General features: G+C 62.1%; 24 protein-coding genes and 2 pseudogenes. 22 read left to right on the forward strand and 4 right to left on the reverse strand.

Annotated features, from left to right (window positions below; genetic code table 11):
* From fliI to OB03_RS01735, 4 genes and pseudogenes are all read left to right on the forward strand, one after another.
* Window positions 1-218: pseudogene (fliI, locus tag OB03_RS01720) on the forward strand (flagellum-specific ATP synthase FliI); the annotation flags it as partial.
* Window positions 219-231: 13 nt separating this feature from the next.
* Window positions 232-645: a flagellar FliJ family protein gene (locus OB03_RS01725; protein WP_297804078.1), complete on the forward strand. Its 414-nt coding sequence runs from the start codon at window positions 232-234 to the stop codon at window positions 643-645.
* Window positions 646-652: 7 nt separating this feature from the next.
* A complete protein-coding gene (locus tag OB03_RS01730) occupies window positions 653-1,702 on the forward strand; it encodes an endo-1,4-beta-xylanase (RefSeq protein ID WP_461343031.1) in 1,050 nt (349 codons plus the stop codon).
* Between the two features lie 43 nt (window positions 1,703-1,745).
* Window positions 1,746-2,648 (forward strand): oxygenase MpaB family protein, encoded by a 903-nt coding sequence (locus OB03_RS01735; protein WP_242913719.1) that lies wholly within the window; start codon window positions 1,746-1,748, stop codon window positions 2,646-2,648.
* 55 nt (window positions 2,649-2,703) lie between these two features.
* On the opposite strand, the gene ctrA is transcribed toward OB03_RS01735, so the two are convergent.
* Window positions 2,704-3,405 (reverse strand): response regulator transcription factor CtrA, encoded by a 702-nt coding sequence (ctrA, locus tag OB03_RS01740; protein WP_242913718.1) that lies wholly within the window; start codon window positions 3,403-3,405, stop codon window positions 2,704-2,706.
* Window positions 3,406-3,784: 379 nt separating this feature from the next.
* On the opposite strand from ctrA, the gene OB03_RS01745 reads away from it, so the two are divergent.
* From OB03_RS01745 to bdcA, 4 genes are all read left to right on the forward strand, one after another.
* On the forward strand, window positions 3,785-4,162 hold the full coding sequence (locus tag OB03_RS01745) for a chromosomal replication initiator DnaA (RefSeq protein WP_242914064.1): 378 nt from the start codon (window positions 3,785-3,787) through the stop codon (window positions 4,160-4,162).
* A complete protein-coding gene (locus OB03_RS01750; RefSeq protein WP_242913717.1) occupies window positions 4,159-4,881 on the forward strand; it encodes a DUF6456 domain-containing protein in 723 nt (240 codons plus the stop codon). The genes OB03_RS01745 and OB03_RS01750 overlap by 4 nt, the downstream gene beginning before the upstream one ends.
* Before the next feature lie 59 nt (window positions 4,882-4,940).
* Entirely contained in the window at window positions 4,941-5,546 is a 606-nt protein-coding gene (locus OB03_RS01755; RefSeq protein ID WP_461343032.1) for a cation transporter, read from the forward strand.
* Between the two features lie 83 nt (window positions 5,547-5,629).
* Window positions 5,630-6,343, forward strand: coding sequence for an SDR family oxidoreductase (gene bdcA / locus OB03_RS01760; RefSeq protein ID WP_461343033.1), 714 nt, complete (start codon window positions 5,630-5,632; stop codon window positions 6,341-6,343).
* 102 nt (window positions 6,344-6,445) lie between these two features.
* On the opposite strand, the gene OB03_RS01765 is transcribed toward bdcA, so the two are convergent.
* Complete coding sequence (locus OB03_RS01765) at window positions 6,446-6,976, reverse strand: DUF3828 domain-containing protein (protein WP_461343034.1); 531 nt, start codon at window positions 6,974-6,976, stop codon at window positions 6,446-6,448.
* A gap of 551 nt (window positions 6,977-7,527) precedes the next feature.
* Here OB03_RS01765 and ileS point away from each other — a divergent pair.
* From ileS to OB03_RS01785, 4 genes are all read left to right on the forward strand, one after another.
* Complete coding sequence (gene ileS, locus OB03_RS01770; protein WP_461343035.1) at window positions 7,528-10,509, forward strand: isoleucine--tRNA ligase; 2,982 nt, start codon at window positions 7,528-7,530, stop codon at window positions 10,507-10,509.
* A gap of 86 nt (window positions 10,510-10,595) precedes the next feature.
* Window positions 10,596-11,120 carry a signal peptidase II gene (gene lspA / locus OB03_RS01775; RefSeq protein WP_461343036.1) on the forward strand — a complete coding sequence of 175 codons (525 nt, stop codon included), beginning with the start codon at window positions 10,596-10,598 and terminating at the stop codon, window positions 11,118-11,120.
* A 69-nt stretch (window positions 11,121-11,189) separates the two neighbouring features.
* Window positions 11,190-11,759 (forward strand): DUF3035 domain-containing protein, encoded by a 570-nt coding sequence (locus tag OB03_RS01780; protein ID WP_461343037.1) that lies wholly within the window; start codon window positions 11,190-11,192, stop codon window positions 11,757-11,759.
* A gap of 124 nt (window positions 11,760-11,883) precedes the next feature.
* Complete coding sequence (locus OB03_RS01785) at window positions 11,884-12,237, forward strand: hypothetical protein (RefSeq protein WP_242913710.1); 354 nt, start codon at window positions 11,884-11,886, stop codon at window positions 12,235-12,237.
* 6 nt (window positions 12,238-12,243) lie between these two features.
* On the opposite strand, the gene ispH is transcribed toward OB03_RS01785, so the two are convergent.
* The gene (gene ispH / locus OB03_RS01790) at window positions 12,244-13,236 is read right to left on the reverse strand and encodes a 4-hydroxy-3-methylbut-2-enyl diphosphate reductase (RefSeq protein ID WP_461343038.1); all 993 of its coding nucleotides are present in this window, start codon (window positions 13,234-13,236) and stop codon (window positions 12,244-12,246) included.
* Window positions 13,237-13,424: 188 nt separating this feature from the next.
* On the opposite strand from ispH, the gene OB03_RS01795 reads away from it, so the two are divergent.
* Together OB03_RS01795 and argS are read left to right on the forward strand one after the other, a co-directional pair.
* Complete coding sequence (locus OB03_RS01795; protein WP_461343039.1) at window positions 13,425-14,057, forward strand: Tat pathway signal sequence domain protein; 633 nt, start codon at window positions 13,425-13,427, stop codon at window positions 14,055-14,057.
* A 4-nt stretch (window positions 14,058-14,061) separates the two neighbouring features.
* Window positions 14,062-15,864, forward strand: a complete 1,803-nt coding sequence (gene argS, locus OB03_RS01800) for an arginine--tRNA ligase (protein ID WP_461343040.1) — start codon at window positions 14,062-14,064, stop codon at window positions 15,862-15,864.
* Between the two features lie 63 nt (window positions 15,865-15,927).
* Here argS and OB03_RS01805 read toward each other — a convergent pair whose 3' ends face one another.
* Window positions 15,928-16,110 (reverse strand): hypothetical protein, encoded by a 183-nt coding sequence (locus OB03_RS01805; protein WP_242913706.1) that lies wholly within the window; start codon window positions 16,108-16,110, stop codon window positions 15,928-15,930.
* Between the two features lie 232 nt (window positions 16,111-16,342).
* Between OB03_RS01805 and OB03_RS01810 the strand changes: the two genes are divergently transcribed.
* The 8 genes and pseudogenes from OB03_RS01810 to OB03_RS01845 form a co-directional block, all read left to right on the forward strand.
* A complete protein-coding gene (locus OB03_RS01810) occupies window positions 16,343-16,651 on the forward strand; it encodes a hypothetical protein (RefSeq protein WP_461343041.1) in 309 nt (102 codons plus the stop codon).
* A gap of 46 nt (window positions 16,652-16,697) precedes the next feature.
* Window positions 16,698-17,021, forward strand: coding sequence for a hypothetical protein (locus OB03_RS01815; RefSeq protein ID WP_461343042.1), 324 nt, complete (start codon window positions 16,698-16,700; stop codon window positions 17,019-17,021).
* 46 nt (window positions 17,022-17,067) lie between these two features.
* On the forward strand, window positions 17,068-17,283 hold the full coding sequence (locus tag OB03_RS01820) for a hypothetical protein (protein WP_461343043.1): 216 nt from the start codon (window positions 17,068-17,070) through the stop codon (window positions 17,281-17,283).
* A gap of 266 nt (window positions 17,284-17,549) precedes the next feature.
* Window positions 17,550-18,014 carry a hypothetical protein gene (locus OB03_RS01825; protein ID WP_461343044.1) on the forward strand — a complete coding sequence of 155 codons (465 nt, stop codon included), beginning with the start codon at window positions 17,550-17,552 and terminating at the stop codon, window positions 18,012-18,014.
* Window positions 18,015-18,068: 54 nt separating this feature from the next.
* Complete coding sequence (locus OB03_RS01830; protein ID WP_461343045.1) at window positions 18,069-19,109, forward strand: adenosine deaminase; 1,041 nt, start codon at window positions 18,069-18,071, stop codon at window positions 19,107-19,109.
* 76 nt (window positions 19,110-19,185) lie between these two features.
* Entirely contained in the window at window positions 19,186-19,551 is a 366-nt protein-coding gene (locus OB03_RS01835) for a hypothetical protein (protein ID WP_461343046.1), read from the forward strand.
* 116 nt (window positions 19,552-19,667) lie between these two features.
* Complete coding sequence (locus OB03_RS01840) at window positions 19,668-20,363, forward strand: DNA polymerase Y family protein (protein ID WP_461343047.1); 696 nt, start codon at window positions 19,668-19,670, stop codon at window positions 20,361-20,363.
* A gap of 106 nt (window positions 20,364-20,469) precedes the next feature.
* Window positions 20,470-20,727: pseudogene (locus OB03_RS01845) on the forward strand (DinB/UmuC family translesion DNA polymerase); the annotation flags it as partial.
* Window positions 20,728-20,977: the final 250 nt, after the last annotated feature.

Consider the following 20,977-nt stretch of genomic DNA (forward strand, 5'->3'; position numbering starts at 1 on the left):
GCCGCGCCCGCCAGTGTCTTTCTGCCTATTCCAACATGGAAGAGCTGATCAAAATCGGTGCCTATCGCAGCGGAGCCGACCCCATTGTGGACCGCGCCATCGCCCTTAATCCGATGCTCGAAGACTTCCTGCGTCAGGACAAGGAAGACGTCACCCGTCTGGCCGACAGTTTCGACCGACTTGAATCCATCCTCAACATGGGCATGCTAGAAGCTTGACCGGAGAAGCCGCATGACCGCATGGGCGCAATCCCTGATCCGCCTCACCAACTATGAGGTCGAGACCCTGCAAAAGCGCATGGCCGAGATCGCCGCTCGCCGCGCCGATGCGGAGATGAAGCTGGTCATGCTGGACGCCGAGGCCGAGGGTGAAAAGGCGCAGGCCAGCGCCGATCCCCAACATGCCGCCATGCTTCGCGCCTATCTGAATGGCTGGAAGCTGCGCCGCGCCAATGCCGAGGGCATGGTCGAAGCGCTGCTGCGCGAGGAAGAGGGTGCCCGAGACGCCCTGACCGCCGCCTTCGAGGAACTGAAAAAGTTCGAGCACGTGGCTGAAACCACCCGCGTGAACAAGCGTATCGAGGCCAACCGCCGCGAGGCCGCGACATTTGACGAAATGGGCCTGCGCCGCCGAAACGCGGGCTGATCCCCATATGCCTTCGCGTCGTTCACTACTTCTCGGCGCGGCAGGATTGATGGCATCGGGCTGTAGGGCTTCGGCCCAGCCGGACACCGCCGTCCCTCCCCTCAAATCGATTGCGCCCTACCGCGTCGGCACCTGCGCCATGACGGGCCAGCTTGACGATCCCGCATGGACGCGGCTGGCGCTGGAGCATTACAACCAGATCACGCCCGAGTGGGAGATGAAGATGGAATACATCCTCACCCCCGACGGCTATCGCTTCGATGCACCTGACCGCATTGCCGATTGGTGTGAGGCCCACGGCATGGCCCTGCACGGCACGACGCTCGTCTGGTACTCGCAGGGCGAAGAGGCGTTTCGCGGCCTGTCCCCCGTGGACTATCGTCAACAGTTCGACCGCTACATCGCCGCCGTCGCCGGACGCTATGCCGGAAAGGTGCGCGGCTGGGACGTCATCAACGAGGCGGTGGCCGAGGATGGTAATGGCCTTCGCCAGCATCACTGGGCGCAGAACCTTGGCGAACTCGACCACATGGTGCGCGCCTTTGAACAGGCCAAGCTGGCCGATCCAGACGCCGTCCTGTTCATCAACGACTACAATCTCGAGAACAATCCGAAGAAGGGCGCGACCTTCCTGAAACTGGTCGAGCGTCTGTTGAAGGCGGGCGCACCCATCGGCGGCATCGGGACCCAGAGCCACCTCGATATCGAAATCCCCGAGGGCCAGATCAGCGCCTTCATCCATGAGGCTGCACAGTTCGGATTACCGCTGCACATCTCGGAACTGGATGCCTCGCGTCGCCGGGAAGGTGGCCCACCGGATGTCAGAGGTGTTTCATTCCGGACCACTCAACAGGTTGATCGCATTGCGGAATTAACGGCCGCTTATTCAAGGTTACCTGAACACAAGCGTTACGGATTAACCCTTTGGGGCGTGCGCGATACGGACTCATGGCTTAGACGTCCGCCTCATGACGACGGCAAGGACAGCCCGCTGGCCTTCGACGCCTTCGGACGCCCCACCGCCGTCGCCCGCGCCCTAGCCGAAAGCTGGACCTGACCCTTTGCCGGAACGCGCCGGTGAAGAGAGCCGTTAATCCGGCATGACAGCATCGCGTATCAAGGACCGTCTGGACCGGGCCGCTGCCGATTATATGCAGCCCAAGGACATGCCACATTTCGACTTTACCTCGCCCGCGGGCGAGGCCGCGCTGATCCCGCACGACAGCATCTCGTGGCAGATCTTCAAGAACCCGGTCAGCCTGTTTATCGGCGGGGTGACGGCGGTGATCCTCGAACTGGCCGAGGCGCGGGTGCGGGCAGGCGTCTGGGACCACACGAACTTCCGCACCGATCCGGTGCCGCGCCTGAAACGCACCGGGCTGGCGGCGATGGTCACCGTTTATGCTCCCGCCTCCAAGGCCGAGGCGATGATTGCCGGTATCCGCCGTCGCCATGCCCGCGTGACCGGCACCGCCGATGATGGCCAACCCTATAATGCCAATGATCCGGGGCTGCTTGATTGGGTACAGGCGACCGCAGGCTATGGCTTTACCGAAGCCTTCCACCGATATGTCCGCCCGCTATCTCCACAGGAACGAGACCGCGCATGGTCAGACGCCTATCCGACCGCCATCCACTATGGCGCGGTCGGTGCCCCCAAGTCGGAGGCTGAATGGCAGACCCAGTTGGCCGCCATGCTGCCGCACCTGACGCCCTCGCCCATCGTACTCGAGTTTCTCGATATCATGCGCAGGGCCAATGCTTTCCCCGCCTATGCGCGTCCGATCCAGCACCTGCTGATCCGCGCCGCCATAGACATGACCCCGCCGCAGGTCGCCAAGTTCGTCGGCCTCAAACACTCTGACGGCCTCGCATCATGGCAGCGCCCGCTCGTTAAGACGCTGGCGCAAGGAGCCGAGCGGTTTCCCCTGAAACAGTCCCCTGCCGGACAATCATCCGTGCGGATGGGCCTGCCCGCCGACTGGCTGTGGAAACAGGGCTGAAACGAAAAACGCCCGCTGTTTCCAGCGGGCGTTTTCAAATCGGATACGTATCGACTTAGGCGGCGATGATCTGGCCGACTTCCGACGGGTCGCGCAGCACGTAGCCACGGCCCCAGACGGTTTCGATGTAGTGCTTGCCACCGGCAGCCGTCGCCAGCTTCTTGCGCAGCTTGCAGATGAAGACGTCGATGATCTTCAGTTCCGGCTCGTCCATGCCACCGTACAGGTGGTTCAGGAACATTTCCTTGGTCAGCGTCGTGCCCTTACGCAGGGAGAGCAGTTCCAGCATCTGGTATTCTTTGCCGGTCAGGTGCACGCGGTGACCATTCACTTCTACGGTCTTGGCGTCGAGGTTCACAGCGATTTCGCCGGTGTGGATGATCGCCTGGGCGTGGCCCTTGGAGCGACGAACCACAGCGTGGGTGCGGGCGATCAGCTCGTCCTTGTGGAACGGCTTGGTCAGGTAGTCGTCGGCACCGCCGCCGAAAGTCTTGACCTTGGTTTCAATCTCGTGGCTGCCCGAGAGGATCATGACCGGAGTATTGACCTTGCCGTTGCGCAGTTGGCGCAGAACCTCAAGACCGCTCATGTCCGGCAGGTTGAGATCGAGCAGGATCAGGTCGTAGTCATAGATCTTGCCCAGATCGATGCCTTCTTCACCCAGATCGGTCGTGTAAACGTTGAAGCCTTCCGACTTCAGCATCAGCTCGATGCTTTGAGCCGTGGCGTGATCATCTTCAATCAACAGGACGCGCATTCATGCCCCTCCAGGCAAAGCTTGGCTGAAACCGCGCGTACTACGCGATCCGGGTAACCTTGTTCGTACGTTAACGATTAAAAAGCTTAGAAATGGTTAACGGGTCCCGATATGAAACGCCTAGGCTGATTTGCGAATCGCCGTCTAGGGGGTGAGTCAACGATTCTTTAATTTTTTGGAGAATCAGGTTCGGTCACCAAAGCCAAATCCCCTCGCTGGCGAACTATCCCCAGACGATTCACCAATCACCATTATCCCAAAGCTAAGCTTTACAAGGCGAAGCGTCCGAAGTTGACGCACGGTAGGAACATTTTCCTAGCCAACCCAACCCTGCGCCGCATGATGGCCTTCTGTTGGGAGTTGGGAGATTTACCGAGTGATGGAAGCTTACCGCGTTCCTGTTCTTGAGGGTGACCGGATCAGGGCCGATGCCGCCCTTAGCCTGTCGGCCCTCGCTTTTCACATCCCCGTCGAGGAGATGAACCGGCGCGAGCGAGTAAGGCTGCGGGCGTGCCGTGCCCGCTGGTCTGCGATGTATCTGGCGCATGTGTCCTATGGCTGGCCGCTGGAACGGGTGGCGCATGCGTTCGGACTTAACCGCGCCACCGCCTCAACCGCCTGCCGCTGGGCCGAGGATGAACGCGACCGCGATGATTACGATTTGCTGATGGATGGGCTGGAGGGTGCGCTGCGCGGGGTCATGGATATGCCGCTGGTCGATCTTGCGCCCGAGCATGGCCTGAAGGTGCGCCGATGAGCGCCGCCCGTCTGACCGAACGCGCCCGCCGTTTGATGCAGCGCCCCGATGCATGGCTGGACGAGACAGCCGCCGGATACCCTTTGCGTCTGGGCGGGGACCGTCGCGGCCGCGTGGTTCTGACGCTGGATGAAGCGGCGTTTCGCGCCATGGCCCAGACGCCAGGTCTTCGCCGTCGAAACGGCGGCGGCTGGCAGGCAAGGCGTCAAGGCTCCGAGAACACATCTACCGCTGCCGGACGTCCGGGTCAGATCCTTGGAGAGCGCACCTTGATGCAGGCCGACGGGCGCGCCACGACCCACACCGCCAATCTGGGTGAAAGCCCGATCGCATGGCTGGCCCGTCGCAAGGACCACAGCGGCCGCCCGTGGCTTACCCCTCAGGAAGTTGCGGCTGGAGAACGTCTGCGGGCCGAAGCGGAGATGGCGCTGGCCGGTCCCTCCCTGACCATGCGTTGGGACGGCCTGCCACGCAGCCAGTCCGGTGCCTCTCCGGCCCGTATTGAACCAAGCGACCGCGCCCTGTCGGCCTCGGCGCGCGTCGAGGCGGCCTTGGCGGCGGCGGGGCCGCGCCTTCGGGCCATGCTCGAACATGTCTGTGTACGCGGATCATCCCTGCAACTGGCCGAGCAGGAACTGAGCTTGCGCCGCCGTCAGGGGAAGACCGTGCTGAAACAGGGGCTACAGGCGCTGGCGGTCCACTATGGCTTGATGCGCTAGGTGCAGCCATTTGCGCGCTCGACCGCTTTGAGGTGATCCCCCTCCCCACGGCGGTCCCCATGAGCGGCAACCACAGCGACACCGACCATCTGCAAAAGCGCGTCTTGCTGATCGTGCTCGCGTTGAACTTTCTGCTTTTTGTGGTGCTGGGCCTTGGCGGGTTGTTCGCCAACTCCAGCGCCCTTCTGGCCAATGCCGTCGATAACGGATCCGATGCGGTCGTCTATCTGCTCAGCTTTCTGGCCGTTGGGCGCGCGCTAATCTGGAAGCAGCGGACGGCGCGAACCTCCGGCATCATGCTGCTGGTCATAGCGGCGGCGGTTCTGATCGATGCCATCCGCCGGTTTGTCTATGGCAGCGAACCAGGCGGCTGGACGATGATGACGCTGGCGGTAGTGGCCGCAGTGATCAACCTGAGCTGTCTGCAGCTGATCCGCCGCCAGAAGAGCAACGACGTGAATATGAGGGCCGCCGAGACCTTCAGCTTCAACGACTTTGCCTCCAATGGCGGCATTCTGGTCGCGGGCGGACTCGTCATGGGGCTCAAACAGTCATGGCCCGATCTTGTCGTCGGGATGATCGTGGCCGCCATCGCCTTGAAGGGCGGCGTCGATATCCTCCGCTCGGTCTCGGACGAGCCTGAGCGGGGACCGCAAGCGATTTAATGTAACGATCATTAAAATAAAGGTTGCGCGGACCTTGTGACCATTTATGTAGCGATCATTACATTTGATCACAGGAGGCCCTCGTGGCCGCTTTTAAAGACAAATCCGTACTGGTTCTGGGTGGCAGCCGCGGCATTGGCGCGGCCATTGTCCGTCGCTTTGCCAAGGATGGCGCAAGGGTCGTCTTCACCTATTCCGGCTCGCCCGATGCCGCCCACACCCTTGCCCGTGAGACCGGCACCACCGCCGTCCAGACCGACAGCGCCGACCGCGACGCCGTCATCGCTCGCGTTCGCGACAGCGGCCCGCTGGATATTCTGGTGGTGAATGCAGGGATCGGCGTGTTTGGCGATGCGCTGGATCTCAACCCAGACGATATCGACCGTCTGCTGGCGATCAACGTCCACGCGCCCTACCACGCCTCGGTCGAGGCCGCGCGCCAGATGCCTGAGGACGGACGCATCATCGTCATCGGCTCGATCAACGGCGACCGCATGCCGGTACCGGGCATGGCCGCCTATGCGATGTCCAAGTCCGCGCTTCAGGGCATGGCTCGCGGTCTGGCGCGTGACTTCGGCCCGCGCGGCATCACCATCAACGTCGTCCAGCCCGGCCCCATCGACACCGACGCCAATCCCGCCGACGGCCCGATGAAGGAGGTGCTGCACAGCTTCATGGCCATCAAACGCCATGGCCGTTCGGACGAGGTGGCTGCCATGGTCGCCTATCTGGCCGGACCGGATGCAGGCTTTGTCACCGGCGCGATGCACACCATCGACGGGGCCTTCGGAGCCTAAGCTTCGCCGAAGAGGGGTCAGACCCTTCGGCGTCACCGCACCGTTCGCCATCGGTGCGGTAAGGGCGGCCCCGCATCCTGTGCGGGGCCGTTTTCTTTTCACTCAGCCAATCGCGGCCAGAAGCTGTTCCGTCAGCGGCTTTTCGCCCGGCTTGACGATGTCCAGCACCTTCCAGCGACCACCTTCCTTTTCCAGCTTCACGATCTGGGTTTTCTCCATACCATCGACGGTGTAGACGACATCCGCGTCGGCAAAGTTACGCTCGCCCTCGGTGATCTTCACCGACTTCAGCACCACATCACCTCCCGTGCAGCCACAGACCGGATCGTTTTGCAGCACCGGCTTACGCCCCGCATCGCGGGCATTCTTCCAGTCATAAAAGATCATGGCGTTCAGGCTGCGCTGCATCAGGTCATCGCGCCCCGGCTGAACAGGCTCGGCAGGCGGGTTCTGATAGACCTCGTAAAGCGCGCGAACGAATGCCTCGGGCGACACCTCGCCCGCCGCCTTCGCCGCCGCACGCCCGACCAGCTTGGGCGCAGGGGGAGCCGCAGGCTCCGGCTCGGCGGGTTGCGAGCAAGCCGAGACGCAAACACAAGCAAGCGATAATAGAAGCGCGGACTTCAGGAACATTCTCATTTCAGCGAAGCAACTTTGCTAAGATCGTCCAAACGCTGACGGAAGTACGGTTGTACACGCGGTTGTAGCCTGCGCGCTTGGGATTGGTGATCCAGCCCGCGCCTCGAGGCGCTTTCAGGCCGAGATTATGCCGCACGGCACGCTTGACCGAAGTTCGAGCAGCTAGGCTTTTCCGCAGGCTCGGTTTTCGCAGTCCTATTTTCACGTTACCCTCCCTCTGGTTTTCCAGACGACGTTGCGTAAGAACTGCAAGTCTTTCAAGCACTGATGCAGCGTCGGGTCTGGCCTGACGCGGTTCGTCTTGCTACATCCCCTCGCATGACCTTTTGCGTGACAGGCACGATTTCGATTAGCCGCCCGGCGTAGCGCTCCGAACCCCGAGTTTGGAGACTGGGGCGAACCGCCCCGCGCGCGCCGGGATCGACATATCCGAACGCCTAGACGATGTGCGCCCTTGGGGCGTGTCGTCACTTCACGCTACACTGCCATGATATTTTGCATCCCGTCCGTCGGGATGCCGTGCGCATAGACGAAAAAGACAACCCATGTCCGACGCCGAAAACACCTCGACCGAGACTGCTGGCCGCGATTACCGCGACACCGTCTTCCTGCCGGAAACCGACTTCCCGATGCGCGGCGGTCTGCCGAAGAAGGAGCCGGAAATCCTCGAAAAGTGGGGCGACCTGTACGGCACCCTGCGCGCCAAGCGTCAGGCCGAGGATGCACCGCTGTTCGTGCTGCACGACGGCCCGCCCTATGCCAATGGCGACATCCACATCGGCCACGCCCTGAACAAGACGCTGAAGGACTTCGTCGTCCGCTCGCAGTTCCTGATGGGCAAGGACGTCGACTACGTTCCGGGCTGGGACTGCCACGGCCTGCCGATCGAGTGGAAGATCGAAGAGGAATACCGCAAGAAGGGCCGCCGCAAGGACGAGGTCTCCAAGGACGAGTTCCGCACCGCCTGCCGTGAATATGCGGGCAAGTTCATCGACCTGCAGCGTGACCAGTTCCTGCGCCTTGGTATCACCGGTGACTTCGCCAACCGCTATGCCACCATGGACTTCAAGTCCGAGGCGGCCATCGTGGGCGAGTTCCATCGGTTCAAGAACTCTGGCCAACTGTACCGTGGCTCCAAGCCGGTGATGTGGTCGCCCGTCGAGCGCACCGCTCTGGCTGACGCCGAGGTCGAGTATCACGATCACGTCTCGCCGACGATCTGGGTCAAATTCCCTGTCACCGGCATGTCGGACAGCCATCCGGACGACCTGCTGGCCTTCCGCAACCAGACCCCTTCGGTCGTGATCTGGACCACCACTCCGTGGACCATTCCGGCCAACCGCGCCATCTCCTATGGCCCCGAGATCAAGTACGGCCTGTACGAAGTCACGGCCATGGAAGAGGGTCTGGAGTTCGAGCCGTGGGCCAAGGCCGGTGATCGCTTCATCATCGCCGACAAACTGGCCGAAGACGTTCTGAAGGCCGCCAAGGTCGCTACCTTCACCCGTATCTACGACATCGACCCGTCGGGTCTGGAATGCGCCCACCCGCTGGCCGAACTGGACTCCGGCTATGGCTTCTCGGTGCCGCTGCTGTCGGGCGACCACGTGACCGACGACGCCGGTACGGGCTTTGTCCACACCGCTCCGGGCCATGGCGCGGACGACTATGCCGTCTGGCTGGCCCACGGCCATCGCGATGTGCCGGACACCGTCGATCCGGACGGTGCCTACTATCCGCACGTGCCGCTGTTCGCAGGCCTCAAGGTTTTGGAAACCGAAGGCAAGAAGACCGGCAAGTTCGGTCCCGCCAATGGCGCGGTGATGGAAAAGCTGATCGAGGCGGGCAACCTGCTGGCGCGTGGCCGCGTCGAGCACTCCTATCCGCACTCGTGGCGCTCCAAGGCTCCGGTCATCTTCCGCAACACCCCGCAGTGGTTCATCCGCATGGATGAGGAACTGGCCAACGGCGAGACCCTGCGCGAGCGTGCCCTGACGGCGCTGGACAACACCGCCTTCCACCCTGCGGCCGGCAAGAACCGCATCCGCTCGATGGTCGAGGGCCGTCCCGACTGGCTGATCAGCCGTCAGCGCGCATGGGGCACCCCGCTGGCCATGTATGTCGACAAGACCACCGGCCAGCCGTTGATCGACGCCGAAGTCGACGCCCGCATCGTCGCTGCTGTCGCCCAAGGTGGCGCAGACGTGTGGTTCACCGCACCGGACGAAGACTTCCTCGGCAACCACAATCCGGCCCAGTACGAAAAGATCACCGACATCCTCGATGTCTGGTTCGACTCCGGCTCGACCCACGCCTTCACCCTCGAAGCGCGTGATCCGGCCCACGGCTACACCGGTGATCGCCCGTCGCATTGGCCAGCGAACCTCTATCTCGAAGGTTCGGACCAACACCGTGGCTGGTTCCAGTCCTCGCTGCTGGAAGGCTGCGGCTCGCGTGGCCGTGCGCCGTACGATGCCGTCCTGACCCACGGCTTCACCCTCGACGAGAAGGGTGAGAAGATGTCGAAGTCCAAGGGCAACACTGTTGACCCTGCGACCGTCATCAAGGAGTCGGGTGCCGACATCCTGCGCCTGTGGGTGGCGATGGTCGACTATTCCGAAGACCAGCGCATCGGCAAGCAGATCCTGCAGACCACGGTCGATGCCTATCGCAAGCTGCGCAACACCGTGCGCTACCTGCTGGGTGCCGTTGCGGGCTTCACCGAAGACGAGCGCATCACCGACTATGATCAGTTCCCGCCGCTGGAGCAGTACATCCTGCACCGCCTGTGGGAGCTGGACGCCCATGTGAAGAAGGCGTTCGAGGAATACCGCTTCCAGGACGTGGTCCGTCCGGTGATCGAGTTCTGCACCGGCGACCTGTCGTCGCTCTATTTCGACGTCCGCAAGGACAGCCTGTATTGCGACCGTCCGGACAGCATCAAGCGCCGCGCCGTTCGCACTGTCATGGACGAGGTGTTCGCCCGCCTGACCGCATGGCTGTCGCCCATCACCCCGTTCACCATGGACGAGGCATGGTCCTCGCGCTTCCCCGAAGCCGAAGCCGGTGCCAACTCGGCCCGTATCCTGCCGTCGGCACCCGCCGAGTGGCAGAACGAGGCCGAGGCCGCCCGCTGGGCCAAGGTCAAGAACGTGCGCCGTGCCGTAAATGCCCAACTCGAACACGCACGCACGCTTAAGACGATCGGTTCGAGCTTGGACGCGAAGGTAACGGTATATGTTCAGCCGCAGGTAGAAGGTTACATCGAAGCGTTCAACGGAATCGATGCGGCCGATATCTTCATCACCAGTATAGCTGAGGTTAAGGCAGGCCCCAGCCCCGACGGTGTGCAGGCTTTTGCCGACGACACGCACAGCTTCATCGAAACTCTCCTAGAGCTGTCAGACTATCCCAAATGCGCCCGCTCGTGGCGCAAGGTGCCGGATGTCGGTTCGGATGCGGACTATCCGGATCTGTCGGCCCGTGATGCGGACACCGTCCGTTATCTGGACAGCCTGAAAGCCTAAAGCTGAGCTACGAAAAACGCCCCATCGGACACGGTGGGGCGTTTTTTATTCTCCCCCCTGCCCCAAGTTCCTGTTAGGCGAAGCCTATGAAGATTTCTCGCCTTGCCTGGATGGCCTACGCTCTGGCCCTCATCATCATCGTTCTGGACCAGATCACCAAGGCTATGGTGATCAACGCCATGCCCGCGACGCCGTCGTCCATGCTGGACGGTTTCCGCATTGCCGAGGTGCTGCCGCCCTACTTCAACCTGACCTTCGTCCTGAACACGGGCGTCAGCTTTGGCATGTTTGGCGGCGGTGAAGCCCGCTGGATCCTCAGCGCCTTCTCGATCATCGTGGCTATCGCGCTGGCCGTCTGGGCCTATAAGGCCGAGCGTCGCCTGCTGGCCGCGGCGATCGGCATGGTTATTGGCGGAGCCATCGGCAATGTCATCGACCGTATCCGTTTCGGCGGCGTCGTCGACTTCCTCGATTTTTCGGGTACCGGCGTGTTTCCGTGGATTTTCAACATCGCCGACAGCGGTATAACCGTGGGTGTTGCGCTGCTAATCCTCGATTCCTTCCTTGGAGAACGTCGCTCCAAGGTTGGCGTGGCCCACGAAAAGTCGTAATCACATTCCTTCCTATTCGACCCGAGCAGCACCCTGCAGGGTGCTAACCGACCGGAGCCGAGCCTGAACATGCGTATTCGTAACGTCCTCACCCTGTCTGTTACCGCTGCTGCGATGCTGAGCCTTGGCGCTTGCAGCTCGCTGAAACAGGGTATTGGTCTGACCAAGGTAACGCCGGACGAGTTCGTCACCGTGGCGTCCGCCCCGCTGGTCGTTCCGCCGGAATACGGCCTGACCCCGCCGTCGCCGGGCGCACCGCGTCCGCAAGAACTGGCCCCCGAATCGGCAGCCCGCCAGATCCTGCTTGGTCAGCGTCAGGCTGTGACCCGCACGCCGGGTGAACAGGTTCTGGTGGCCAACGCCGGTGGCGAACGCGCCGACCCGCTGGCCCGCTATGTCATCGACGACGAGTTCGGCGATCTGGCGCACAAGGAAGAAAACTGGGCCAACCGCCTGATGTTCTGGCGCAAGAACGACCCGTCGTCCCAAGCTGCGACCACGCTGCAAGGTTCGGACGGTGCCCGTAACGTCGACGCCATGAGCGAGCACGAGCGCCTGCAAGCCCTGACCGGTGGCCGCGAAGGCATCACCATCGTCCCGCGTCAGGACAGCCGCCGCTTCAAACTGCCGGGCCTGTAAGTCTTCAGTAAAATCAAAATGTAAAAGGGCGTGACAAGCTTGGCTGTCACGCCCTTTTTCTTTGCCCCGAATGATTTCACAGGCTTAACTGTTCAATACGACCAGTTCGCTTACCGGAGCCCGCATGATCCCCGTCGACGCCCGCGCTATCTTTGCTGCCATCGCTATCGCCCACACCAAGGGTGGAAATGTCACCGGCCTCTACGATCATGCCCAGTCACGCCATCTGAACCTGATCGCCAGCGCATCGGGTCAGACGGTCAATGCCATCGATCTGGAGCGCAAGGCCAAGGTCAACGGCACCTTGCCCGCCTTCATCGACCACAGCCGCTCCAGCCACGTCCACATGACAGGCGAGAATGGCAAATACACCGGCTACGACTACAAGACCGAGACCCACTTCAACATCGAGGTCACAGGCGACACCGCCGCCCTATACGACCACGAGCAAGGCGTCTGGACGCAGTACAGCGCCTGACGCGGCCTATCCCTGCAGCACGCGCGGCAGTTTGAAGGTGATGGTCTCGCGGGCACCATCGTCCTCGGTCAGGGTGACATCGAAACGCTCGCGCACGGCGTCGATCAGGCCTTCGACCAGCGGTTCGGGGGCCGATGCACCGGCGGTAACGCCCAGAACCTGAACGCCCTCGAACCAGCTCCAGTCCACATCGCCTGCGTCATCGACCAGTCGGGCGGCCTTGGCACCGGCCTTCAGCGCCACATCCACCAGACGCGCCGAGTTGGACGAGTTCTTGGAGCCGACCACCAGAACCAGATCGCAACCGTCACCCAGCTTTTTCACAGCTTCCTGACGGTTGGTGGTGGCGTAGCAGATGTCTTCCTTGTGCGGGTCCGGCAGTTCGGGGAAGCGGCGCTTGAGCACCCCCAGAATGTCGGCGGTGTCGTCCACCGACAGCGTGGTCTGGGTGGCATAGGCCAGCGGTACATCACCCGGACGCTCGAACGCTTCGGCATCCTCTACCGTCTCGACCAGCGAGATCGCGCCCGCAGGAAGCTGCCCCATGGTGCCGACGACCTCGGGGTGGCCTGCGTGGCCGATCAGGATGATATGGCGGTCGTTTTTGAAATTGCGATCGGCCTCGACGTGGACCTTGGACACCAAGGGGCAGGTCGCATCGAGGTACAGCATCTGGCGCGACTTGGCCGCCTCGGGCACCGACTTGGGCACGCCATGGGCCGAGAACACCACCGGGCGATCATCGGGGCATTCGTCCAGTTCTTTCACGAACACCGCGCCCAGCCCTTTCAGGCGGTCTACCACGTGGCGGTTGTGCACGATCTCGTGCCGCACATAGACCGGAGCGCCGTATTTCTCGAGGGCGCGTTCGACGATCTGAATCGCACGATCCACCCCCGCGCAGAAGCCGCGCGGCGTGGCCATACGGATGGTCAACGGGCGCTTTGCACGTGCGGTTGCGTCATTCGGGGAAAGGGCGGCGGTCACTGGGGCGTTCATAGCGCTAACCTAGTCTTTTGCAGCCTGTTTCGCCACCGCGACATCGGGCCAATCCGTCATACATGTTCACGAAGGCGCACTGGCCGTTTGCCGCGCCTCGCTTTAGCCGCTATCACCACACAGCGTGTTATTGCAGACTTCGCGGTCTGTAAGATCACCCGTTCCTTTGGATTGCTGGAAAGAACCCGATGCGTCGCGTCCTGACTGCCCTTGCTGCCTTCTCCATCGCTGCCACGGTGATGCCGCACGCTGCCGATGCCCAGCAACGCCAACAGAGCGGCGCCAAGAAAGACGACGCTGCTCCCCAGCGCCAGTTCCGCCTTCAGCCTCTGGCCCGCCGCGCCAACTCCGGTCCGTGCCCGTATGTGAAGGTTCTGTACGATGCCGCCCGCTATGTCGAACTGAACGACTATCAGCGCCCGACCGTGAACGGCGTAGGCTATACCGGCGAAATCGAAGGCGTCAGTTCGGATTGCGAATACCGCGAGAACGATCCGATCCGCGTGGACTTCAACCTGCTGTTCTCGCTGGGCAAGGGCCCGTCGGCCCAGGGTGACGGCAAGACCTATCGCTATTGGGTTGCCGTGACCGAGCGTAACTCGGCCATCCTCGAGAAAGAATATTTCGACCTGCCGGTGAACTTCGGCGGTTCGGACCGCGCCACCGCAGAACCGTCGCACACCATCGTCATTCCCCGCGCAGAGGCCACCACCTCGGGCGGTAATTTCGAGATCCTGATCGGTTTCGAAGTCTCGCCGGAACAGGCCGAGTTCAATCGCTCGGGCAGCCGCTTCCGTCCGACCGCCGGACAAACCAACTAAGATTATGACTGACCTCAAAACTGTTCTCAGCGAAGCGGTCGCCACCGCCTTCGCTGCCGAAGGCGTGGACAAGGCCCTTGCCCGCGTGACCCCGTCGGATCGTCCCGACCTCGCCGACTTTCAGTCGAACGGAGCGCTGGCTGCCGCCAAGGCGCTGAAGATGAAACCGCGCGATCTGGCCACCAAGGTCGCCGCCCACCTCGAAGGGCACCCTGCCCTGTCGGCGGTCGAGATCGCTGGTCCGGGCTTCATCAATATGAAGCTGTCCGACGCCGCCCTGTCGCAGCGTGCGCGTGAAGTCGCCGCCGATGCCGACAAGGCCGGTGCCGCAACGGTTTCTGATGCCCGCAAGGTCGTGATCGACTTTGGCGGCCCGAACGTGGCCAAGCCGATGCACGTCGGCCACCTGCGCTCCTCCATCATCGGTGAAAGCCTGAAGCGCATCTTCCGCTTCCGTGGCGACGAAGTGATCGGCGATGCCCACTTCGGCGACTGGGGCTTCCAGATGGGCCTGCTGATCACCGCCTGCGGTGACGAAGGTATCGCCGACGCCTTCATGGCCGAAGGCGATGGGCCCTTCCCGTCTGAATCGCCTGTCTCGCTGGCCGACCTCGAGCGCCTGTATCCGCAAGCTGCCGGCAAGGCCAAGGAAGACCCTGCCTTCCGCGACCGCGCCCGTAAGGCGACCGCAGAACTGCAAGCCGGCCGTGCGGGCTACCGCGCCCTGTGGCAGCATTTCGTGGCTGTCAGCCGCACGGCCCTGACCCGCGAGTTCTCGGCGCTGGACGTGACCTTTGACCTCTGGAACGGCGAGTCTGACGCCGATCCGGTCATGGAAGAAATGATCGCCGACCTGAAGGCCAAAAACCTGCTGGTCGAGGACAACGGCGCGCAAGTCGTGCACGTCGCCCGCGAAGGCGAGTTCCGCAAGAAGAAGCTGGATGACGGTTCGGTCGTTCAGGTCCCTTCGCCGCCACCGCTGCTGGTCATCTCGTCGGAAGGTTCGGCCATGTATGGCACCACCGACCTGGCCACCATTCTGGATCGCAAGAAGTCGCTGTCGCCGGACCTGATCCTCTACGTCGTGGACGAGCGTCAGGCCGAGCACTTCGAACAGGTCTTCCGTGCGTCCTATCTGGCCGGTTATGCGCCCGAGAAGTCGCTGGAGCACCTTGGCTTCGGCACCATGAACGGCACCGACGGCAAGCCGTTCAAGACCCGCGCTGGCGGCGTTCTCAAGCTGCACGACCTCATCACCATGACCACCGACAAGGCGCGCGAGCGTCTGAAGGATGCGAAACTGGGTGAGGACCTGACTGAGGCAGAGTTCGAAGAGATCGCGCACAAGGTGGCTATCGCCGCCTTGAAGTTCGCCGACCTGTCGAACGCCCGCACGACATCTTACGTGTTCGACCTCGACCGCTTCACCAGCTTCGAGGGCAAGACCGGCCCGTACCTGCTGTACCAAGCCGTCCGCATCAAATCCCTGCTGCGCAAGGCTGCTGACCAAGGTGCCGAACACGGTGAGATCGTTATCGCCGAGCAGGCCGAGCGCGATCTGGCTCTGACGCTGGATGCATTCAGCGCCGCCGTGTCGGATGCCTATGACAAGCGTATGCCGCACCTGGTGGCCGAGCACGCCTATCGCGTGGCGCAGAGCTTCTCTAAGTTCTACGCCGCCTGCCCTGTGCTGGCCCAAGGCCATGAAGCTACCCGTGGGTCGCGTCTGAGCCTGTCGGCCGCTGCGCTGCTGCAACTGGAAACCGCATTGACCCTGCTGGGCATCCAGACGCCGGAACGCATGTAAGCCACGCGCTGCACGACATAAGGAAAGGGCCGGATGATCTCTCATCCGGCCTTTTTTATTGGGTCAGTTGGTAAGCGATTTCAGTACAGACGGCGGCACGCGGCGAAGCCCGAACTCCTTGCGCGGCACGCGCGGCGCGAAGGATGCTTCCTCTTCGGTTGCTCTCACCTTGACAGCCGTCTCGCGTGCTGTGTCATGGGCGGCGTCCTGGATGGGTTGAGCGGTCCAAACCTCTTCATGCGACATGATCGGCACCTATTGAAAACCAACGTTCACTGAACTCCTGCGAATAGAATGCGCGAGGAGCGAACGGGATCATTGATGAAAGTAAATAGATGTCGCACCAACGTCTGGCGTAGCGAGAAAGACCCATTCGGCAAGAGGCACGTTCGTAATCGGACACAGAGCGATAGAGCGGAACGACCTATCGGAGCGCAGGGTTGATTATTGCGGGGGGCCTTAAAGAGGAGAGGCCCAGATGACTGACCAAAGCCCGAACACGGATCGCCAGGAAAACGCGACGTCCGGCGTGCCGCTCCAGCCGCAAGGCACAGGCGCAGGCGGCGAAAATCCCTCGCAAGACCCCTCGCAGCCCGACTTCGTCGGCGACGATCAACGCGACGAGGAAGATCTTCGTACCGACATGGGTAACGGCACCGGACAGGAACGTCCGGAAGAAGCCGGCGAGGAACTGGCCGAGGACGTCAATCGCGACGGTGCCGACAGCATCTCGCAATCCGCAACCGGCGGTCTCGGCAACGCCGACCCGCAGCTCAATCAGGGCTGATGGCGGTTGAGCCTTTGTCGAAACCATTGACCAAAGGAATACGCAGATGACTGATCCAACCCATCCGACGACCCCCACAGGTCAGGACGATACCTTCACGCCGCAAACGCCAGCCCAGAAGGACCTGCAGCAACGCATGCAGGACGATGTGCCCCGCGAAGGCTCGCGCGCTCACACCCACGACGAGCCGGACGACCAACGCCTTGCCTTAGGCGGTGCCCGTCCGGAAGCCCAGCCGCGCACGCAGGCTGACCGTGAAACCGACGGAGCCATGCAGGGCGACAACGGCCAGACGCGCCAACCACAATCCAGCGGCATGGTGCAGCCGGACGGTGGGGTGAACCAAGGCTCCAACACCGACAATCCGTAAATCAACGAACTGGTGCGAAAACCAGGCAAGACGAGGAAACAGCAAGATGACCGATGCCAATAATCCGCATTACATCCGTCCGGGCATGACCGGTGACGCCGTTCCGCCTGCAGAGAATACGCCGCAGGTGACCGACACCCTGACCACGCAGGATCAGGAAGACGAACAACAGCGCATCCGCAACCGGCAACAGACGGGCACCGCCCCGACGAGCCAGACGACGGATCACATCGAAAATGTCCCGTTAACCCCCAAAACCTAAGCGGGCGCAGGCACGGCCCATAGGGCTGTCTCAATGAACGGCGGACAGAGGTCGCGACGAGCGGCGCTCCATCCGCCGTTTATCGTTTCGGCGGCGTGAAGGTTGCAAACCCGCCCTCGATCAACTCTGGATCACGCCATCCTAGTTGATTGTTTGATAAGCAACTTTTCGGGAAAAATGCCTCGATTGCGCATTGCAGAAAATGCGCTCTAATGGCTAAGCTTGGACATGGCTTGTATCGCCATTCGTTTCGAGGGATTGCCCGAATGTCCAAAGCTCCGAAGTCGGGTTACGCCCGCACCCCCACCGCAGATGGTGGCTTTGAATTCACCTATATGGGTTCGCGTTTCGCCCCGATGGTCAGCGGCCTGATCTGCATCATCGCCATTGCCATCTTCGTCTACGGTGCCTTCACCACCCCGTTCGGCTTCTTCCTGTTCATTGCAGTGCTGGCCTTCATCATCTGCTTTGGTCTGTTCGGTAATGCTGTGCCGCACAGCTTCACCGTCTATCCGGACCGCATCGTCACCCATAAGGGCCAGACCGTCCCGTTCGACAACATCACCCATCTGTCGTGGGACGCGAACAAGAGCACCCGCTTCTTCGGCCAGGCCACTGTGACCGTTCAGGCCATGGGCAACACGGTCAACATCGCCGGCTTCCTGCGTCCGAACGTGGCCATGGGCCTGCACAACGAGATCAAGAAGGTCTCGGACGTACGCTTCAGCTAAGCCTTACCACTTAGGCTGATGGATCGAACGGCGGGGTTGGGTTAAAGGTCAGGGATGACCGATACCCTCCCCGCCGTTTCTGTATCCGGCCTCGATGCCTTCATCGCCGGCCTGCCCAAGGCCGAACTCCACCTGCACATCGAAGGCTCGCTCGAGCCGGAACTGATGTTCGAGCTGGCCCAGCGCAACAACGTCGCCATCCCCTACGACAGCGTTGAAGCCGTTCGTGCTGCCTATGACTTCTCGAATCTGCAGGACTTCCTCGACATCTACTATGCGGGCGCGCAGGTACTGCTGACCCGTCAGGACTTCGAGGACCTGACCTTCGCCTATTTCAAGCGCATCGCGGCCGACAACGTCCGCCACGCCGAGATCTTCTTTGACCCGCAGACCCACACCGACCGCGGCGTTTCGTTTGAAACCGTCGTCGAGGGCATTATCGCAGGCATGAAGCGCGCCGAAGAGGAACTGAACGTTACCTCGGGCCTGATCCTCAGCTTCCTGCGCCACCTGCCGGAAGAGGCGGCCTTTGAAACCCTGGAGATGGCCAAGCCCTATCTGGACCGCTTCATCGGTGTCGGCCTCGACAGTTCGGAAGTCGGTCATCCGCCGTCGAAGTTCGAGCGCATCTTTGCCGCCTGCCGCAAACTGGGCCTGAAGATCTGCTGCCACGCCGGTGAGGAAGGCCCACCTCCATACGTGCACGAAGCGCTGGACCTGTTGAAGATCGACCGCATGGACCACGGCAACCGCTCCATGGAAGACGAGGCGCTGGTCGCGCGTCTAGCCAGGGAACAGATGACCCTGACCGTCTGCCCGCTGTCGAATCTGAAGCTGTGCGTGGTTGACGATCTCAAGGATCACCCGATCCCCGCCATGCTGGCCAAGGGTCTTCACGTCACCCTGAACTCGGACGACCCGTCCTATTTCGGCGGCTACATGAACGACAACTACATCCAGCTGGCTAACGCCGTCGGCCTGACCCGCGAACAGATCATCCAGATCGCCCGCAACTCGTTTGAAGGCAGCTTCCTGCCTGACGCGAAGAAGGCACAGTATCTGGCCGAAATCGACGCCTACGTGGCAGCGAACTAGGACTTTCCAAGCCCCGTCAGAAATGGCGGGGCTTTTTGCTCAGCTTTACTCGGTGATCGCCGGTCCCTAGCGTGTAATGGTTGTTGCTAGAGGTCGTCTGATGAATCCGGTGGTGTATTCCCTGATCTGGATCGGCCTGATCGGGCTTGTCGTGGCCGCGCTGAGCGCCAATGCGGCCGATGCAATGGCTGAAGAAGAACGCCGCAGTGGAGATGCAGACCGCAACGCCCCCGCGTTTTTGAACATTGTCAGGTTTGCCGGTGTTCCGGTCGGCCGATGGATGAACCTGCTGATCGTATTCACCCCTTGGTACGCGGACTATAAGTCGCCGCTAATCCGGTATCTGGCCTTTGCAGCACGGGTCGGACTTTGTCTGGGTGTCCTGTTTCCGTTGACGACCCTTGGCGTCTTTATGGGTCTGGATGCGGCCCTGCGTCCCTAGACAGTCGCAAGGGCCCTTATCCACCGGATTGCGCACAGGGATGTCCACACATCCATCCACAGTGGTCGCGTTTGATCGACCAAGGCAGCGACTCCACACGCGATTATGTTCCTGATATGTTCCGACGCATGGAGCAGACAGACCCCGAGCATGATCCCGCGCAGTTGCGCTGGCTCTTCATCGACCTGAACGCCTTTTTTGCCAACGCCGAACAGCAGATGAATCCGCAGTGGCGCGGCAAGCCGGTGATCGTGCGCCCTGCCCCCAGCGAGTTCTCCGGCGCGATTGCGGCCAGCTATGAGAGCCGCCTCTATGGTATCCGCACTGGCACCAGCGTGCGCGAGGCGCGGCGTCTGTGCCCCGATGTGGTCATCGCCGAGGCGCGCCCCGACGTCTATGTGAAGCTGCATAAGCAGATCATGGCCGAGATCGAGCGTCACATGCCGATCTACAAGATCGGCTCCATCGACGAATGCTCGTGCGAGCTGATGGGACCGCAGCGGATCGAGGCCAATGCCGTCGCCCTGGCCCGCCGTATCCAGCAGGGCATCAAGGACAATGTCGGCGAATGCCTGCGCTCCTCGGTCGGGCTGGCCCCCAGCCGGTTTTTGGCCAAGACTGCCTGCGGCATGAAGAAGCCGGACGGCCTGACCGTGCTGCGCCAGCATGAGCTGCCACAGGCGATCGAACACCTGCCGATCTCGGCCTTTCCGGGGATTGGCAAGCGGATGCCGTCTGGCACAGGCGGGCATCCACACCACCGCCCAGCTGTGGGCCATGGGAGCCAAGGAGGCGCGGCATCTGTGGGGTAGTGTCGAGGGCGAGCGCGTCTGGCGCGGCCTGCACGGCCTTCATGTGGAACCGCCCGCCGAACAGCCGACCGCCAGCATCGGCCACAGCCATGTCCTGCAAATGGCAATGCGCACGCCGGACAAGTCACGCGCCGTGGCCCGCCGCCTGTTGGTAAAATGCGGCTCGCGCCTGCGCCGGATGGATGTGACGGGATCGGTTCTGGGCCTCAGCATCGAGCTGGAAACCACCGACCGCAGCGTCAGCAAGCGCGGGCAGAAGCTGTCCTATCAATGTCAGGTCCCACCGACACAGGATACCTTTGCCCTGCTGTCGGCGCTGGATGGATTGTGGGCACAGGCGGCCCCTGCCCTGCGTCGCCACCGCCCGCATACGGTGGGTGTCCATATCCATGAGCTGACCCCTCGCGGTGCCCATGCGCCCGACCTGTTCGGACAGGCTCCGGACCAGAATGGCAACGCCCGCTCGCTGAAGCTGTCCAAGGCGATGGACGCCCTGAACAAACGTTTCGGCAAGGACACCGTCAGCATCGGCCCCGCCAACGACCTGCCCCGGTACATGGGGGCCAAGATCGCCTTCAACCGGATCCCCAGGAACACGACTTCTGGGAATAAGC

Source organism: Brevundimonas sp. GN22 (assembly GCF_054824005.1).